The 17,165-nt window shown below is 67.4% G+C and carries 16 protein-coding genes and 2 pseudogenes; 17 read left to right on the forward strand and 1 reads right to left on the reverse strand.

The window, feature by feature from the left end; all coding sequences use genetic code 11:
* Window positions 1-71: 71 nt before the first annotated feature.
* Genes paaA through DM816_RS08785 form a run of 5 tightly spaced genes read left to right on the forward strand, consistent with a single transcriptional unit; the run spans window position 72 to window position 3,547 of the window.
* On the forward strand, window positions 72-1,076 hold the full coding sequence (gene paaA, locus DM816_RS08765) for a 1,2-phenylacetyl-CoA epoxidase subunit PaaA (RefSeq protein WP_117209649.1): 1,005 nt from the start codon (window positions 72-74) through the stop codon (window positions 1,074-1,076).
* The gene (paaB, locus tag DM816_RS08770) at window positions 1,073-1,351 is read left to right on the forward strand and encodes a 1,2-phenylacetyl-CoA epoxidase subunit PaaB (RefSeq protein WP_117209650.1); all 279 of its coding nucleotides are present in this window, start codon (window positions 1,073-1,075) and stop codon (window positions 1,349-1,351) included. Before paaA ends, paaB begins: the two co-directional genes overlap by 4 nt.
* Window positions 1,348-2,076, forward strand: coding sequence for a 1,2-phenylacetyl-CoA epoxidase subunit PaaC (gene paaC / locus DM816_RS08775; protein ID WP_246001725.1), 729 nt, complete (start codon window positions 1,348-1,350; stop codon window positions 2,074-2,076). The genes paaB and paaC overlap by 4 nt, the downstream gene beginning before the upstream one ends.
* Window positions 2,070-2,504: a 1,2-phenylacetyl-CoA epoxidase subunit PaaD gene (gene paaD, locus DM816_RS08780; RefSeq protein ID WP_117209651.1), complete on the forward strand. Its 435-nt coding sequence runs from the start codon at window positions 2,070-2,072 to the stop codon at window positions 2,502-2,504. The genes paaC and paaD overlap by 7 nt, the downstream gene beginning before the upstream one ends.
* Entirely contained in the window at window positions 2,501-3,547 is a 1,047-nt protein-coding gene (locus tag DM816_RS08785) for a 2Fe-2S iron-sulfur cluster-binding protein (RefSeq protein ID WP_117209652.1), read from the forward strand. The genes paaD and DM816_RS08785 overlap by 4 nt, the downstream gene beginning before the upstream one ends.
* Window positions 3,548-3,610: 63 nt before the next feature.
* Here DM816_RS08785 and DM816_RS08790 read toward each other — a convergent pair whose 3' ends face one another.
* A complete protein-coding gene (locus tag DM816_RS08790) occupies window positions 3,611-4,417 on the reverse strand; it encodes a CE1 family esterase (RefSeq protein ID WP_117209653.1) in 807 nt (268 codons plus the stop codon).
* Window positions 4,418-4,474: 57 nt separating this feature from the next.
* Here DM816_RS08790 and DM816_RS08795 point away from each other — a divergent pair, with 57 nt between their 5' ends.
* The 12 genes and pseudogenes from DM816_RS08795 to DM816_RS08850 all read left to right on the forward strand — a co-directional run.
* Window positions 4,475-5,026, forward strand: a complete 552-nt coding sequence (locus DM816_RS08795) for a PadR family transcriptional regulator (RefSeq protein ID WP_117209654.1) — start codon at window positions 4,475-4,477, stop codon at window positions 5,024-5,026.
* Window positions 5,010-6,152, forward strand: coding sequence for a cyclic dehypoxanthinyl futalosine synthase (gene mqnC, locus DM816_RS08800; protein ID WP_117209655.1), 1,143 nt, complete (start codon window positions 5,010-5,012; stop codon window positions 6,150-6,152). Before DM816_RS08795 ends, mqnC begins: the two co-directional genes overlap by 17 nt.
* The gene (locus tag DM816_RS08805; RefSeq protein ID WP_117209656.1) at window positions 6,152-6,841 is read left to right on the forward strand and encodes a demethylmenaquinone methyltransferase; all 690 of its coding nucleotides are present in this window, start codon (window positions 6,152-6,154) and stop codon (window positions 6,839-6,841) included. Before mqnC ends, DM816_RS08805 begins: the two co-directional genes overlap by 1 nt.
* A 125-nt stretch (window positions 6,842-6,966) precedes the next feature.
* Entirely contained in the window at window positions 6,967-9,948 is a 2,982-nt protein-coding gene (locus tag DM816_RS08810; RefSeq protein WP_246001727.1) for a S8 family peptidase, read from the forward strand.
* Between the two features lie 92 nt (window positions 9,949-10,040).
* Window positions 10,041-11,477 carry an Rv2578c family radical SAM protein gene (locus DM816_RS43660; RefSeq protein WP_246001730.1) on the forward strand — a complete coding sequence of 479 codons (1,437 nt, stop codon included), beginning with the start codon at window positions 10,041-10,043 and terminating at the stop codon, window positions 11,475-11,477.
* A 191-nt stretch (window positions 11,478-11,668) separates the two neighbouring features.
* The gene (locus DM816_RS08820; protein WP_117209666.1) at window positions 11,669-12,964 is read left to right on the forward strand and encodes a geranylgeranyl reductase family protein; all 1,296 of its coding nucleotides are present in this window, start codon (window positions 11,669-11,671) and stop codon (window positions 12,962-12,964) included.
* A 14-nt stretch (window positions 12,965-12,978) separates the two neighbouring features.
* Window positions 12,979-13,344, forward strand: coding sequence for an NADH-quinone oxidoreductase subunit A (locus DM816_RS08825; protein WP_117209658.1), 366 nt, complete (start codon window positions 12,979-12,981; stop codon window positions 13,342-13,344).
* Between the two features lie 2 nt (window positions 13,345-13,346).
* The gene (locus tag DM816_RS08830) at window positions 13,347-14,009 is read left to right on the forward strand and encodes a NuoB/complex I 20 kDa subunit family protein (protein WP_117209659.1); all 663 of its coding nucleotides are present in this window, start codon (window positions 13,347-13,349) and stop codon (window positions 14,007-14,009) included.
* 88 nt (window positions 14,010-14,097) lie between these two features.
* Entirely contained in the window at window positions 14,098-14,739 is a 642-nt protein-coding gene (locus DM816_RS08835) for an NADH-quinone oxidoreductase subunit C (protein ID WP_117209660.1), read from the forward strand.
* Window positions 14,740-14,747: 8 nt separating this feature from the next.
* On the forward strand, window positions 14,748-16,064 hold the full coding sequence (locus tag DM816_RS08840) for an NADH-quinone oxidoreductase subunit D (RefSeq protein ID WP_117209667.1): 1,317 nt from the start codon (window positions 14,748-14,750) through the stop codon (window positions 16,062-16,064).
* A pseudogene (gene nuoE, locus DM816_RS08845) lies at window positions 16,061-16,735 on the forward strand (NADH-quinone oxidoreductase subunit NuoE); the annotation flags it as partial. The gene DM816_RS08840 and the pseudogene nuoE, both read left to right, overlap by 4 nt.
* Before the next feature lie 17 nt (window positions 16,736-16,752).
* A pseudogene (locus DM816_RS08850) lies at window positions 16,753-17,165 on the forward strand (NADH-quinone oxidoreductase subunit F); the annotation flags it as partial.

The raw sequence follows: 17,165 nt of genomic DNA on the forward strand, positions 1-17,165 counted from the left end.
CCGTGATCAAGCTCTCGACTGGCATGTGACACTCGTTGCACCTGACGGGGAAATTCTGTAACACTGAGGGTGTGGACACACCGGCAGTCAAGGGCGCCGATGGGCTGCTCGGCGAGGTCGAGCGGGCCGAGGCCGCACTGCGGGCGGCCGCTGACCGCGCGGGCGCCGGGTCGTTCGAAGCGGTCATCGAGGCGGACCAGAAGATCGAGCCGCGTGACGTGATGCCCGAGGACTACCGCAAGGGCCTCATCCGTCAGATCGCGCAGCACGCGCACTCGGAGATCATCGGAATGCAGCCAGAGGGGAACTGGATCACCCGGGCGCCCTCTCTGCGTCGGAAGGCGATCCTGCTGGCGAAGGTGCAGGACGAGGCGGGACATGGTCTTTACCTGTATGCCGCCGCCGAAACGCTAGGGGTGACCCGCGAGGAGCTGACCGAAGCGCTTCTGAGCGGGCGGCAGAAGTACAGCTCGATCTTTAATTATCCCACTCTGACCTGGGCCGATATGGGCGCGATCGGCTGGCTTGTCGACGGTGCGGCGATTGTCAACCAGGTTCCCCTGTGTCGCTGTTCGTATGGTCCGTATGCGCGCGCGATGATCCGGATCTGCAAGGAGGAGTCGTTCCATCAGCGGCAGGGCTACCAGTCGCTCTATGTGCTGGCCAACGGTTCGCCGGAGCAGCGGCGGATGGCGCAGGACGCGGTGAACCGGTGGTGGTATCCGTCGCTGGCGATGTTCGGCCCGCCCGACTCGGAGTCGACCCACTCGGCGCAGTCCATGGCGTGGAAGATCAAACGGTTCTCGAACGACGAACTGCGGCAGCGGTTTGTCGACATGTGTGTGCCGCAGGCCGACATTCTGGGGCTGACGCTGCCCGATCCGGACTTGAAGTGGAATGAGCAGCGAGGGCACTACGACTTCACGCCGCCCGACTTCGACGAGCTGATGCGCGTGGTGAAGGGCGACGGGCCGTGCAACCGGCAGCGGATGGCCCATCGCCGGCGCGCGCACGACGAGGGGGCGTGGGTGCGCGAGGCGGCGGCGGCCTATGCGGCGAAAGGAAAGACCGCATGAACGAGCCGTTGTGGGAGGTGTTCGTGCGGCCGCGGCGTGGGCTGTCGCACACCCATGTGGGCAGTCTGCACGCACCCGATGCCCGGATGGCCCTGCGCCATGCCCGTGACCTCTATACGCGGCGGCAAGAGGGCGTTTCGATTTGGGTGGTACCGGCGTCGGAGATCACCGCGTCGAGCCCCGACGAGAAGGACTCGTTCTTCGATCCGGCGGGCGACAAGATCTACCGGCATCCGACGTTCTACGAGCTGCCGGAGGGGGTCGAGCACCTGTGACCGACCCCATGAGCGAGGGCTCGTCCCGAGTGAATCAGCAGGCACGCGTCCCGCAGCGCAGCGGAGGGACGCCATTGGAGCTTGCCGATGATGCGCTGATCGCGGCGCAGCGGCTCAGCGAGTGGGTGGCGCGTGCGCCGACGCTGGAGGAGGACGTCGCGCTGACCAACATCGCGCTCGACCAGCTGGGCGTGGCCCGGCTGCTGCTCCAATCGCTGGGCGACGAGGACGAGCTCGCCTACCGAAGGGGTGACGCCGAGTTTCGCAACTGCCTGCTGGTGGAGTTGCCGTTCGGGCGGGCGCGCGGGGATCTCGACTTCGGCTGGACCGTGGTGTGGCTGCTTTTCCTCGCGGCGGCGCAAAAACTGCGCTACGAGGCGTGGGACAACGAGGTCGCGGCCAAAGCGGTGAAGGAGTCGGCGTACCACCTCGATCACGCGACACAGTGGGTGATCCGGCTCGGTGATGGGACCTCCCTTTCACGCGAGCGGGTGCAGGCGGCCGTCGAGGAGTTGTGGCCGTACACGCACGAGCTGACCGAGGGCATCCGCGACGACTGGCTGTCCATTGTGGAGCCGGTGTTGAAGGAGGCGACGCTCGTGAAGCCTTCCCATGACACATGGCGGCCATCCGGCGGGCGCAGCGGGCGGCACACCGAGCACCTGAGTTACGTGCTCGCTGAGATGCAGGCGCTGCATCGGGCGCATCCGGGGGTGCAGTGGTGACCCCCTATGACGTGGTGTCGAAGGTGGTGGATCCCGAGCTGCGGGTGGTGACCATTGCGGAGCTGGGCATCCTGCGAGACGTGGCGCAGGAAGGCGCGCGCGTGGTCGTGACGATCACACCGACGTACTCCGGATGCCCGGCGATGGACGCGATCCGCGAAGACATCCGCAAGGCGTTGGCGCGTAAGGGGTTCGATGACGTGGCGGTGGTGACCAAGCTGAGCCCGGCGTGGTCCACCGACATGATCACCCCTGCCGGGCACGAGGCGCTGCACCGGGCCGGGATCGCGCCGCCCGGGTCGACCGCCTGCCCGCACTGCGACTCGGCCAAGACGCTGCAGATCAGCCGCTACGCGAGCACGCCGTGCCAGGCGCTGCGCCGGTGCCTGGGCTGCGCCGAGCCGTTCAACGCGGTGAAGACGCTATGAGGAGCGTGTTCCACGACCTAGAGGTGTCCGATGTGGAGCGTCTGACGCCGGTGTCGGTCGCGTTGACCCTGCGCGTGCCGCAGGAGCTGCGCGGCACGTTCGCGTTCAAGCCGGGGCAGCACCTGACCTTTCGTGACGGCGAGCTGCGCCGGTCGTACTCGATCTGTTCCACGCCGAGCGATCTGGCCGACAGGGGCGTGTTGCGGGTGGGCGTCAAGCGCGTGCCCACCGGAGTCTTCTCGACCAGGGCGCAGGAGCTGCGGCCCGGTGACGTGCTGTCGGTCCTGCCACCGCTCGGGCACTTCACCACGGCGGTCGATCCGGCGCGGGCGCGGCGCTACGCGGCCATCGTGGCCGGATCGGGCGTCACGCCTGTGCTTTCCCTTGTGGCGACGGTGCTTGCGGTCGAGCGGGGCAGCACGTTCACGGTCATCTGCGGCAACCGCGGCGCGGCCGAGGTCATGTTCGCCGACGCGCTGGCCGAGCTCAAAGACCGGTACCCGCAAAGAATGCAAATAATCCACGTCTTGTCCCGGGAGAGCCAGCCGAGCGACCTTCTCTCCGGAAGGCTTGATACGCAACGGATTTGCGAGCTCATCAAGGCGCTCGGGCTGGAGGAGACCGAGGAGTGGTTCCTGTGCGGGCCGCTGGGCGTCGTGCGGTCGGCCAAGGAGGCGCTGGCGCAGACGGGCGCGAGCGGGCGCGTGCACACCGAGCTGTTCCACGCCGAGGAGACCGCGCCGGTGGCGGTGCCGGCCGGCGGGCCGACGGTCAACGTGCGCATCGTCCTGGACGGACGGTCGACGGAGTTCGCGATGGAGCGGGGCGAGCGGGTGCTCGACGCGGCCCTGCGGCACCGCGGCGAGCTTCCGTTCGCGTGCAAGGGCGGGGTGTGCTCGACGTGCCGGGCCAAGCTGGTGGCGGGCACCGTACAGATGGCGGCGAACTGGGCGCTCGAACCGGACGAGCTGGCCGCCGGCTATGTCCTGACGTGTCAGTCCATGCCCACCAGCGACCAGCTCGCCCTCGACTACGACGCCTAGTCGTCAGCGGAGGAACCGGGTTTCGTAGAAGCGTGGACGGCCATCCATATAGAGCAGCCAGGCTCAAGTCCTAAGCGGATGTTTTGTGAAGAACTCCCAGATAAGCTTGCCGGCGTCGGCGGGCCAGGTGTGACCCATCCGGGTCACGGAGTAGACGACGTGTTCGGTGCCGCCCGCGCAGGTGGTCGTGTAGATGTGGGTCGGGCCGCCCTCCATCGTGATGCTGGTGACCTTCTCGTCGGTGCAGCCCGCGGCCTTGGCCCAGTTGTCGTTGGTCGGCGTCCATGTTTGCGCGAGCCTGTCCTGGCCGCCCTGAAACGTCAGCAGCGAGACCGGCTTGGGCAGTGGCCGGTCGCTCGCCCCCGTGCCGGCGACCGGCGCCACCGAACCAAACCGGCCGGGCAGCTTCTCGGCTATCTCGTAGACGACATTGGCGCCGCGGAAGAAGCCGCTGGCATGCACCCGCTTGGGATCCACGCCCCACAGGCGCGTGATGTGGTCGATCAGCTCGCCGACCGCCTCGGGCAGCGAGGTCTGATCCGGATACACCACGAGGAATCCGTTCGCGTCGGCCACCTCGTTCATGCCGCTCACCTTCGGCATGTCGGCCGCTGTCCCCGGTTGACCATGAAAAACCATGACGAGGGGGTACGCGTTGCCGCGCGCATAGTTCGGCGGCGCGTGCAGGAGATATCTGCGAACCGTGCCCTTGGAGTCGGTGAAGGCGCCCACATGGTCGCCGGGGGCGGGAGTCTCCGCTTTTGCTTGCGGCGCTTGCGATGTGGGCGTCACGGCGGGGCCGGATGGGCCGGACGGCGTCGAGCAGCCGGCCGCGAGCGCGAGCACGGCCAGGATCGGGGTGAGCCTCATATGTCAGAACTTACATAGTGGGCCCGTGGTGATGTCAACCCACGTAGGCTGTCTGATGTGTCCACGCTCGGGTATGCGCTGCTGTCGCTGCTGACGCGTGGGCCCGCGACCGGGTACGAGCTGACCCGGCGGATGAAGCGGCCGATCGGGCACTTCTGGGTGGCCAACCACAGCCAGATCTATCCGGAGCTGGCCCGGCTCACCGAGGCCGGGCACGTCGAGGTGCACGAGGAGGCCGGGCCGGGGCCGCGCGCCAAGAAGACATACACGATCACCGGGTCGGGCCGGCGCGCGCTGGCCGAGTGGCTGCCGCAGCCGCCCGCGTTCACGCCGCGCAGCGAGGTGGCGCTGAAGGCCTATGCGGTTGGCGCCGCCGATCCGGCGCGGATGGCGGTGCTGTACGAGGAGGTCGCGGCCGATGCGCTCGCCAAGGCGGCCGTGTTCGAGCGGGAGCTCGGCGAGCTGGAGGATGATCCAGGTCACCCCAACTTCGGCAACTATGCGGCGTTGCGGCTGGGTATCGAATCGCAGCGCGGCCTCTCCGCCTGGGCCTCGTGGTTGGCGTCGCGCCTGCGCAAGTACGCTGGCGAGCATGACGGCGCTGATTGATGACATCCTGCAGCGGGCTGCCGACGATGGGCGGATCTCCGATGAGGAAGCCCTGCTCCTCTACACGGACGCGCCGTTTCATGCGCTGGGCGAGGCGGCCGACGCGGTGCGGCGCCGCCGGTACCCCCAAGGAATCGTCACCTATCTCATCGACCGAAACATCAATTACACCAACGTCTGCGTCACGGCCTGCAAGTTCTGCGCGTTCTACCGGGCGCCGAAGCACGCGGAGGGTTGGAGCCACGACCTCGACGAGATCCTGCGGCGGTGCGGCGAGGCGGTGGAGCTCGGCGCGACGCAGGTGATGCTGCAGGGCGGGCACCATCCGGACTACGGAGTGGACTATTACGTCGAGTTGTTCTCGGCCGTGAAGCGGGCCTACCCCCAGCTGGTGATCCACTCCATCGGGCCGTCGGAGATCCTGCACATGGCCAAGGTCAGCGGCGTGTCCATCGAGGACGCGATCAAGGCGATCAAGGAGGCCGGGCTGGACTCGATCGCGGGCGCGGGCGCCGAGATGCTGCCCGACCGCCCGCGCAAAGCCATTGCGCCGCTTAAGGAGTCGGGGGCGCGTTGGCTGGAGGTGATGGAGGTCGCGCACCACCTCGGCGTCGAGTCGACCGCCACCATGATGATGGGGACGGGCGAGACCAACGCCGAGCGGATCGAGCACATGCGCATGATCCGCGACGTGCAGGACCGCACGGGAGGGTTCCGGGCATTCATCCCGTGGACCTACCAACCGGAAAACAACCACCTCAAGGGCAGGACTCAGGCGACCTCCCTGGAATACCTGCGGTTGATCGCGGTGGCGCGGCTGTTCTTCCACAACGTCGCGCACCTGCAGGCGTCGTGGCTCACCACCGGCAAAGACGTCGGCCAGCTCGCCCTGCACATGGGCGTGGACGACCTCGGCTCGATCATGTTGGAGGAAAACGTCATCTCCTCGGCGGGCGCCAAACACCGATCCAACCTGATGGATCTGGTGCACCTCATCCGCAGCGCGGGGCGGATTCCAGCCCAGCGCGACACCCTCTACAACCATCTGACCGTGCACTGGACTCCCGACGACGACCCGACCGACGACCGCGTAACGTCTCACTTCTCGTCGATAGTGAACGTTTGATGAGGGCCGACTTGGACAAGGAACCCAACGAGATCGCCGCGATGTTCGACGGCGTGGCGGAGAAGTACGACCTGACCAACACCGTGCTGTCGTTCGGGCAGGACCGGTCGTGGCGCAAGTCCACGCGGGCCGCGCTGAAGCCGCAGCCGGGCGAGCGCGTGCTCGACCTCGGCGCGGGCACCGGAGTGTCCACGCAGGAGCTTGCCCGCTCGGGCGCGTCCGTCATCGGCGTCGACATCTCCCTCGGCATGCTCGCCGTGGGCCGGCGCACCCGCCCGTCGGTGCACCTGGTCGCGGGCGACGCGCTCGCGCTTCCGTTCGCCGACAACACGTTCGACGCGGTGACCACGGCCTTCGTGCTGCGCAACGTGGCCAACACCCCGGCCGCGCTGCGCGAGCTGGCCCGGGTCACCAAGCCGGGCGGGCGCATGGTGATCTGCGAGTTCTCGCATCCCACCAACGCCCTGTTCCGGACGGCCTATCTGCAATACCTCATGCGGTCGCTGCCGGCCGTGGCCAAGCGGGTGTCCAGCAATCCGGAGGCATACGTCTATCTGGCGGAGTCCATCCGATCCTGGCCCGATCAGCGCCAGCTGTCCACGATCATCGGGGAGAACGGCTGGACCAAGGTGGGCTGGCGCAACCTCACCGGCGGCATCGTCGCCCTGCACCGTGCCACCCGGCGGTGAACCAATAGGTCAGCCCAATACACGCATTGGCTGATTTGACCATTCCGATATTTTTGAACGCCTCTTAGGCTCCGCACGTGGACTGAACGTGTCCACGAAAGGCAGAGCACAGGGAGGTTCGCAAAGTGTCATTATCGCTGTCGGCCGGGGCAAGACACCCGGCCCGAAGCGCACTAGCCACCGCGGTGATGACCGCACTCGTGGTGGCGACAGCCGGCAGTGCACAGGCGACTGCGCCTGCCGCACCGCAGGCCGCCCAGCTCTACATCGTCCAGACCGCCGGAGACCCGATCGCCGGATACAGGGGAGGCGTCGCGGGCCTGTCCGCGACGAAACCGGCGACGGGCCAGCGGGTCGATGTCAACACGGCTGCGGCCAAGGCCTACCGGCAACACCTGAAGGCACAGCACGACCGTGTGCTGCGCGCTGCGGGCGCCGACCCGAAGCAGAAGATTGACGATTTCGCCGTCGTGTTCAACGGCTTCGGGGCCAAGCTCACCGGTGTGCAGGCGGCCAAGCTCGCCAAGGACCCGGCCGTGGTGAAGGTCTGGAAGAACGAGGTACGCAAGCTCGACACCATCTCCACGCCCCAGTTCCTCGGGCTGGAGGGCGGATCGGGCGCGTGGCAAAGGCAGTTCGGCGGCCAGGCGCGCGCCGGCGAAGGCGTGATCGTCGGGGTCATCGACACGGGCTTCTGGCCCGAGATCCCCTCGTTCGCGCCGCTGCCCGAGCCTCGGCCGGACGCGGCGGTGATCGCGTCGAAGTGGCACGGCACCTGCGACGCCGGCGTGACCAACCCGGTGACGTGCAACAACAAGGTGCTGGGCGCTCGCTGGTACAACGACAGCGGGCTGAGCGCCGAGTGGGAGTCGCTGTCGCCGCGCGACGACGACAGTCACGGCTCGCACACCGCCTCGACCGCCGCCGGCAACGGCCCCGTCGACGCGGTCATCAACGGCGTGACGGTGGGCAAGGCGTCGGGCATGGCCCCGGCGGCACGCCTGTCCATCTACAAGATCTGTTGGGCCGACGGGTGTGGCACGCTCGACGCGGTCAACGCGATCGATGACGCGATCGCCGACGGTGTCGACGTGCTCAACTACTCGATCTCCGGTTCGCGTACGTCCGTGCTGGACCCGGTCGAGGTGGCGTTCCTCAACGCGGCCGACGCCGGGATCTTCGTGGCCGCGTCGGCGGGCAACTCGGGGCCGGGCGCGAGCACGGTCGCGCACAACTCGCCGTGGCTGACGACCGTCGCGGCGAGCACCCACGACCGCGCCTTCGCCAAGTCGGTGACGTTGGGCAACGGCACGACGTACACCGGTGTCGGGATAGGACCGGCCGTGCCGTCGTCACCGCTGATCGACTCGGTGAACGCCGGCCTCGCCGGGGCTCCGGCCAACGAGGTGGAGCTGTGCTACGTCGGCAGGCTCGACCCGGCCAAGGTGACCGGGAAGATCGTGCTGTGCAAGCGCGGCGTCAACGCGCGCACCGACAAGAGCCGGGCCGTGCGCGACGCGGGCGGGGTCGGCATGATCCTTTACAACGATCCGGACAGCTCGCTCAACGCCGACTTCCACTTCGTCCCGACCGTGCACCTGCAGAGCGCGGATGGCTTGGCCATCAAGGCATACGCGGCAGGGGCCGGAGCGACCGCCGCGCAGGGGGCCAGCGTCACGCAGGTGGGCCGGGCGCCCGAGATGGCGTCCTTCTCGTCTGCGGGGCCCGCGCTGTCGGCAGGTGGCGACCTGCTCAAGCCGGACATCACCGCGCCGGGCGTCGACGTCATCGCCGGGACCTCGCCGACCGGCAACAACGGCAACCTGTACGGAGCCATTTCCGGGACCTCGATGTCGAGCCCGCACATCGCCGGGCTCGGCGCACTGATCAAGAGCAAGCACCAGAGCTGGTCGCCCATCTGGATCAAGTCGGCGATGATGACGACGGCGGGCCAGAAGGACAACTCCGGCACGCCCATCCAGCGGGCCGGGGTCAACGCCAACCCGCTGGACTTCGGCGCCGGGCACGTGACACCGAAGGAGATGTTCGACCCCGGGCTCGTGTACGACTCCGGGTTCGACAACTGGGTGCAGTTCATCTGCGGGACCGGGCAGCTGACCGGGCCGACGTGCGACACGTTCGGCAGCGTCGATCCCAGCGATCTCAACTACCCGACGATCGCGGTCGGCGACCTCGCGGGCAAGCAGACCGTCACCCGCAAGGTGACCAACGTCGGCAAGCACGCGGCGCTCTACACGGCGAAGGTGGAGGCCCCGCCCGGGTTCACGGTCAAGGTCTCGCCGTCCGTGCTGATCATCCCGAAGGGGAAGACGGCCTCGTTCAAGGTGACGATCACGCGGACGAACGCCCCGCTCGGGCAGTACGCGTTCGGATCGTTGACGTGGCGGGAGTTCCCCGGTTTCCTTGGGCGCGACCACGAGGTGCGCAGCAACATCGCGGTACGCCCGGTGGCGCTGTCGGTCGTCGGTGAGACGCACGGCAGCGGCACGAGCGGGTCGTCAACGCTCGCCGTCAAGGCCGGCTACAGCGGCACGCTCACGGCTTCGGCCAACGGGCTGGTCGCCTCGACGGTGACCACGATTCCGGTCGTGGGCACCGAGCCCGCGTTCAACACGGGCGCACCGGCCGTCGGCCCGGGTGTCGGCCGGACAACGGTCGCGGTGCCGGCCGGTAGCCAGGTCGCGCGGTTCTCGACGTTCGACGCTGACTACCCGGCGGGTACCGATATAGATCTCTTTGTTTATCAGGCGGGTACCAATGTCCTCGTTGGACTGAGTGCGGGCGGCACCGCCGAGGAATCGGTGACGCTGTCCGCAGCCGGCAACTACGACATCTACGTGGTCGCCTTCTCGTTGCCGGGCGGCGTCCCGGGCGTTGACATCCAACACAACCACTGGATTGTGGGCAGCGGCGCGGCGGGCAACCTCACCGCGACGCCCGCCTCGCAGGCGGTCACGCTCGGTGGTTCGGCAACCGTCACGGTGGCGTGGAACGGACTCACGGCCGGCGTGCGCTACCTCGGCGTCATCGCGTTCGGCGATGGGACGTCCACCGTGGGCCGGACCATAGTGTCGGTCGACGGCTGACGCCGACGGGTCCCGGCCGTCGGCGGTCACGACGGCCGGGACCACCCCGAACGGGTTTGGCCAGCGTTCGAACGTGTGTTTGAATAGTGGCTGTGCGCTGGACTTTAGTAGACGAGGACGAGGCGCAGCCGACGCTGCCCGGTGCGGTCACGCGCACGTTCGACACCCCCGGGTTCGCCGGGATGACCTTCTACGAGGTGCGCGCCAAGTCGATCATCAACCGGCTCGGGCACAGCCGGCTCGGCTTCGAATACTCCATCAACCCCTACCGCGGGTGCACCCATGCGTGCACCTATTGCCTGCTCGGCGACACCCCGATCCTGATGGCCGACCGGAGCACCAAACCGTTGCAGGCGCTTGAGATCGGTGATGAGGTGGTCGGCACCGTGCGCGACGGCCAGATCCTGCGCCAGACCGTCACCACCGTGCTCGCCAAGTGGCCCTCGATCAAGCCCGGCTATCGCGTGCTGCTCAAAGACGGGCGCAGGCTGGTCGCCAGCGGTGATCACCGGTTCCTGACCAGCCGCGGGTGGAAGCACGTCGCCAATGTGATCGACGGCACGCCCAAGCGGCCCTACCTGACGGTGGGCAACCTGCTGGTGGGCCTGCCGACTTCGCAGGACGCGGAGGACGGGCTGGCGGAGGTGGTGTCGATCGAGCCGCTCGGGCGCGACCTGCCGATGTGGGACATCACCACCGGCACGGGCGACTTCATCGCCAACGGGGTCATCAGCCACAACTGCTTCGCCCGCAACACACACACCTATCTGGACCTCGACTACGGCCACGACTTCAACGCCAGAATCGTGGTGAAGGTCAACGCGGTCGAGCTGCTGCGGCGCGAGCTGTCGTCGGCCCGGTGGGGCGGGGCCCTCATCGCGATGGGCACCAATGTGGATTGCTATCAGCGCGCCGAGGGGCGTTACGAGCTGATGCCGGGCATCCTGTCCACGCTGTCGGAGTTCCGCAACCCGTTCTCCATCCTCACCAAGGGCACGCTGATCCTGCGCGACCTGCCCATCATCGTCGAGGCGTCGCGGCGCACGCGGGTTTCGGTGGCGTTCTCGATCGGGTTCCTCAACGAGAAGCTTTGGCGCGTGGTCGAATCGGGCACGCCGAGTCCACTTCGGAGGATCGAGGCGGTGCGGCAGTTCGCGGCGGCGGGCATGCGAGTGCCCGTGCTGATGGCGCCGATCCTGCCGGGGCTGACCGACAGCGACGAGGAGATCGACGCGACGGTCGAGGCGCTGGCGTCGGCCGGGGCGGCGAGCATCACCGGCATCGTGCTGCACCTGCGTCCGGGCGCCCGTGAGTGGTACATGGGGTGGCTCAGTGCCGAGCGGCCCGACCTTTTACCGCTGTACCAACGGGTTTACGGCGACCGGGCCTATGCGAGCAAGGACTATCAGCGCCTCGTGACGGCCCGGGTCCGGCGTGCGTGCCGCAGGCACGGCATCGTGGACCGCGACCAACCCCCGCGCGAGACCCCGGTCACCGACCCGGCGCCCACCCAACTCACGCTGCTCTGAGAGCCATCCACAGGCTGTGCATTGATCACGAGGCCATGAAGCAGGGTTTGCTGGGCGTCGGCCCCGGGCCGGGAGGTTAGGTTCGCCTAACTCGCGGCGGGGCTGGGAACAGGCCTAGACTGCACGCCGGACCGCTTGTGAAGACTTTCACGAGCGTTAAGCGAGCAGGACAGGCGGCGTGGGAGGTGACCATGACTCAGGAGCCGGCGATCGTTTCCGCCGGGGGCGAGCCCGACGCGGACGTGATCGTGATCGGCGCCGGGCCGGGCGGCTCGGCCGCCGCGTACCACCTGGCCAAGCACGGCGCACGCGTCCTCCTGCTGGAGAAGACCGAGTTCCCGCGCGAGAAGGTGTGTGGCGACGGTCTCACGCCGCGCGCGGTCAAGCAGCTCATCGACATGGGTGTTGATGTGTCGGAGAAGGCGGGCTGGCTGCATAACAAGGGCTTACGGGTCATCGGCGGCGGGATCCGGATGGAGCTCAAGTGGCCCGACCTCGCCACCTACCCGGACTTCGGGCTCGTACGCACCCGGATGGACTTCGACGACCTGCTCGCCAAGCAGGCGGCAGCCGCCGGGGCGCTCCTGCGGACGAACCACAACGTCACGGGCCCGGTCCTCGACACCGAGGGCCGGGTTGTTGGTGTTGAGGTCAAGACGCCCGCCGGCCCGAAGACGTTCCGGGCCCCGCTGGTGATCGCCGCTGATGGCGTGTCCGCCCGGTTCGCGCTCGCGCTGGGCATGGCCAAGCGTGAGGACCGCCCGATGGGCGTTGCCGTCAGGCGCTACTACCGCTGCCCGGTGAAGGCAGACGACGACTATCTGGAGTCGTGGCTCGAGTTGCGCTCCAAGGAGGCCGGCGACAATCTGCTGCCCGGCTACGGCTGGATCTTCGGGCTCGGCGACGGCCGGGTTAATGTGGGCCTGGGCGTGCTCAACTCGTCCAAGGCCTATCAGCAGACCAACTATCGCGAGATGCTGGTCGACTGGCTGGGCGCCACCCCGCACGAGTGGGGGCTGGGCGACGAGGCCAACGCCGACGGCAAGATCCTGGGCGCCGCGTTGCCCATGGGGTTCAATCGGACCCCGCATTACGCGCGTGGTTTGATGCTGGTTGGGGACAGTGGCGGCATGGTGAACCCCTTCAACGGCGAAGGCATCGCCTATGCGATGGAGTCCGGTCAGCTCGCCGCCGAGATCGGCCTGCAGGCTCTGGCCCGCCCGCGTGGAAACGCCCGCGAGTTGGCGTTGCAGGCTTACCCGACCGAGTTGAAGCGCCGCTACGGGGGTTACTACCGTCTCGGCGGCGTCTTCGTGAAGTTGATTGGCAATCCGGACGTCATGAAGCTCGCCACCAGGCACGGCCTGCCGCATCCGACGCTGATGCGGTTCGTGCTAAAGCTGTTGGCGAACCTCACCGATCCGCGAGGTGGCGACGCCATGGATCGGATCATCAATGCCATGACACGTGTGGCACCGGCTGTGTAAGGGGAAGTGGGATCGTGTCGCTCTCCGCATACATACCCATCGTTGGGCTCTTTGCGCTCGCGGCCGCCTTCGGGCTCTTCTCCGTGGCGATCGCGCCGTTTGTCGGGCCGCGCCGGTTCAACCGGGCCAAGCTTGACGCCTACGAGTGTGGCATCGAGCCCACGCCGCAACCCATCGGCGGTGGACGCTTCCCGGTGAAGTTCTACCTGACCGCGATGCTCTTCATCATCTTCGACATTGAAATCATTTTCCTGTACCCGTGGGCGGTCAGCTTTGACATGCTCGGCCTCTTCGGGTTCGTGGAGATGGTGCTCTTCATTGTGGCCGTGTTTGTTGCCTACACCTATGTGTGGCGGCGCGGCGGTCTGGACTGGGACTGACTATGGGACTTGAGGAAAAGCTTCCGTCCGGCATTCTGCTCACCACCGTGCAGGGCCTGGTCAACTGGACCCGCAAGGCGAGCTTCTGGCCGGCGACGTTCGGGCTGGCATGCTGTGCCATCGAGATGATGGCCACGGGTGCGGCCCGCTATGACACGGGCCGGTTCGGCATGGAGGTGTTCCGCGCCTCGCCACGCCAGGCCGACCTCATGATCGTGGCCGGCCGCGTGAGCCAGAAGATGGCTCCCGTGCTGCGCCAGATCTACGACCAGATGCCCGCCCCGAAGTGGGTGCTGTCCATGGGCGTGTGCGCGTCGTCGGGCGGCATGTTCAACAACTACGCCATCGTGCAGGGTGTGGATCACATCGTGCCCGTCGACATGTATCTGCCGGGCTGCCCGCCCCGGCCCGAGATGCTGCTCGACGCGATCCTCAAGCTGCACGACAAGATCATGCACGAGCCGCTGGGCGCCGGTGGCCGCAAGATGCTTGAGGCCAAGGAGGCGCGCGAGGGCAAGCCAGTCGTCCCGGTCGGTGCGATGCCGTCGAGCTACCGCTTCAACTCCAAGCTGCGCGCCGAGTGGGAGCGGGCCGCGGCCGAGGGGCGCGAGGAGCAGCTGCGCATTCAGAAGTGGATGGAGCGGGAGACGGGGACGCGCGCATGAGCGAGCGCTTGCGCGGGCGAGTTGACGTGCCGCATGGCGAGGCCGATGAGTTTCGCTTCTGTGGACACTTCCGAACGGAGGCTTCGGCATGAGCTCTGAACCAAAAGGCATGTTCGGTGTGGGCGGCACCGGTGACACGTCCGGCTTCGGCGGGCTCGTGCGGCGGCGCTCCGCGGTCCTTGAGGCGCAACGGCCCTACGGCGGCGACTTCGACGAAATCGTTGACGCGCTTGAGGAGGCCTACCCCGGGCTCGGCGACGCGCTCGAACGCGTCGTGGTCGACCGGGGCGAGCTCACCCTGCACATTGTGCCGTCGAAGATCGCCGAGGTATGCCAGACCATGCGTGACGACATGGCGCTGCGCTTCGAGCTGCTGTCGAGCGTGTCCGGGGTGGATTACCTGGGCACCGACGAGCGCCGGCTGCACATCGTCTACCAGCTGACGTCCATGACCTACCGCCGCCGCATCCGGCTGGAGTGCGCGGTGACCGCGGACGACCCGCGCCTGCCCAGCGTCACCTCCGTCTACCCGACGGCCGACTGGCAGGAGCGCGAGACCTACGACATGTTCGGGGTCATCTTCGAGGGCCACCCCAACCTGACCCGCATCCTGATGCCGGACGACTGGGAGGGCTACCCGCAGCGCAAGGACTACCCGCTCGGCGGTGTGCCGGTCGAGTACAAGGGCGCGGAGATTCCACCGCCGGACCAGCGGAGGGCATACAAGTGAGCGAAAACGTGGGCTACGCACCGGAACGCGAAACCACCGAGGGCAAGGTCTTCACCGTCACGGGTGGCGACTGGGACGACGTGGTCTCGGGTACCGACCCGATCCACGACGAGAAGATCGTAGTCAACATGGGTCCACAGCACCCTTCGACACACGGTGTGCTGCGGCTCGTGCTCGAACTTGAGGGCGAGACCGTCACGGACTGCCGGCTCGTCGTCGGGTACCTCCACACGGGTATTGAAAAAAATCTCGAGTACCGCAACTGGATCCAGGGCACCACGTTCGTCACGCGGATGGATTATCTCGCGCCCATCTTCAACGAGACGGGCTACAGCCTCGCGGTCGAGAAGCTGCTCGGCATCTCCGACCGGATTCCCGAGCGGGCCAACACGATCCGCGTGCTGATGATGGAGCTCAACCGGATCTCGTCGCACCTGGTGTGGCTGGCGACCACGGGCATGGAGCTCGGCGCGCTGTCCATGATGATCTACGGTTTCCGCGAGCGCGAGTTCATCCTCGACATCTTCGAGCTGTGCAGCGGCCTGCGCATGAACATGGCCTACGTCCGGCCGGGCGGGGTGGCGCAGGACATGCCGCCGGAGGCGATCAAGAAGATCAGGGAGTTCCTGGGCTTCATGCCGAAGCGGATCCGGGAATACGAGGATCTGCTGTCTGGGCAGCCCATCTGGAAGGCGCGCACGCAGGGTGTGGCCGTGCTCGACGTGACCGGCTGCATGTCGCTGGGCATCACCGGCCCGGTGCTGCGCAGCGCGGGCCTCGGCTGGGATCTGCGCAAGACCATGCCGTACTGCGGCTACGAGACCTACGAGTTCGACGTGCCGACCCAGACCAGCGCCGATGTGTGGGCCCGCTACCAGGTGCGCCTCGCCGAGATGCGCGAATCGCTGAAGATCGTCGAGCAGTGCATGGACCGGCTCAAGCCCGGCCCGGTGATGATCGAGGACAAGAAGATCGCATGGCCGGCCCAGCTGGCCGTGGGCGTGGACGGGCTCGGCAACTCGCTGGAGCACATCGCGAAGATCATGGGCCAGTCGATGGAATCGCTGATCCACCACTTCAAGCTCGTCACCGAGGGCTTCCGGGTTCCCGCGGGCCAGGTCTACGTGCAGATCGAGTCCCCGCGCGGCGAGCTGGGCATCCACGCGGTGTCCGACGGCGGCACGCGGCCGTACCGCGTGCACTACCGCGAGCCCAGTTTTGTGAACCTGCAAGCGATTCCGGCCATGGCCGAGGGCGGCCTGCTGGCCGACGTGATCGCAGGCGGGGCCTCTCTAGACCCGGTTATGGGTGGGTGTGACCGATGACAGATGTGTTCAGTCAAGAGATTCACGACCGGGCGAAGGAGATCATCGCCCGCTATCCCGAGGGCCGCGAGCGTTCGGCGCTGCTGCCGCTGCTGCACCTGGTCCAATCGGTGGAGGGCTACGTGTCTCCGGCCGGGATCGCGTTCTGCGCCGAGCAGCTGGGCCTGACGAAGGCCAACGTGGGCGCGGTGGCGAGCTTCTACACCATGTACAAGCGCCGGCCCACCGGCGACTACCTGGTGAGCGTCTGCACCAACACCATGTGCAATGTGCTTGGGGGCCAAGCGGTTTACGACGCGGTGAGCGAGCGGCTGGGCGTGGGCCACGATGAGACCACGGCCGACGGCAAGATCACACTGGAGCACGCCGAATGCCTGGCCGCCTGCGACTACGGCCCGGTGATGACGGTCAACTACGACTTCTTCGACAACGTGAACCCGACCGGGGCCATCGAGCTGGTCGAGCAGTTGCTGGACGGGGAGCGGCCCAAGCCCGGCCGGGGCGCCCGGCTTTGCACGCTCAAGGAGATGTCGTTGCAGCTGGCCGGTTTCGCCGATGAGCGCGAGGGCGCGGTGGCCGACGGCGTGCCGGGCGAACCGACTCTCGCCGGCCTGCGCCTGGCCCAGCAGCACGGCATCAGCCCGAAGGGGTACGACATCAACACTCCCATCCCGCAGGGGCAAAAGAAATGAGTGTCTACGAGAAGCTCACGCCGGTGCTCACGAAGCGCTGGTTGTCTCCGGATGCGTGGCGCATCGACGTCTACGAGCAGCTGGACGGTTATGCCGCGGCGAAGAAGGCGTTGGCGGTACACCCCGATGATTTGATTGCTCTCATCAAGGATTCCGGGCTGCGCGGGCGCGGTGGTGCCGGGTTCCCGACCGGTTTGAAGTGGGGCTTCATCCCGCAAAACGACGGCAAGCCGCACTACCTCGTGGTCAACGCCGACGAGGGCGAGCCGGGCACGTGCAAGGACCTGCCGCTGATGACGCACGACCCGCACTCGCTGGTCGAGGGGTGCATCATCGCGGCATACGCGATCCGCGCCAACCGGGCCTACATCTACGTCCGTGGTGAGGCCGTGCACGCCGCCCGCCGGCT

Origin of the sequence: Allorhizocola rhizosphaerae (assembly GCF_003426775.1) — a bacterium.
Taxonomy (GTDB): Bacteria; Actinomycetota; Actinomycetes; order Mycobacteriales; family Micromonosporaceae; genus Allorhizocola; species Allorhizocola rhizosphaerae.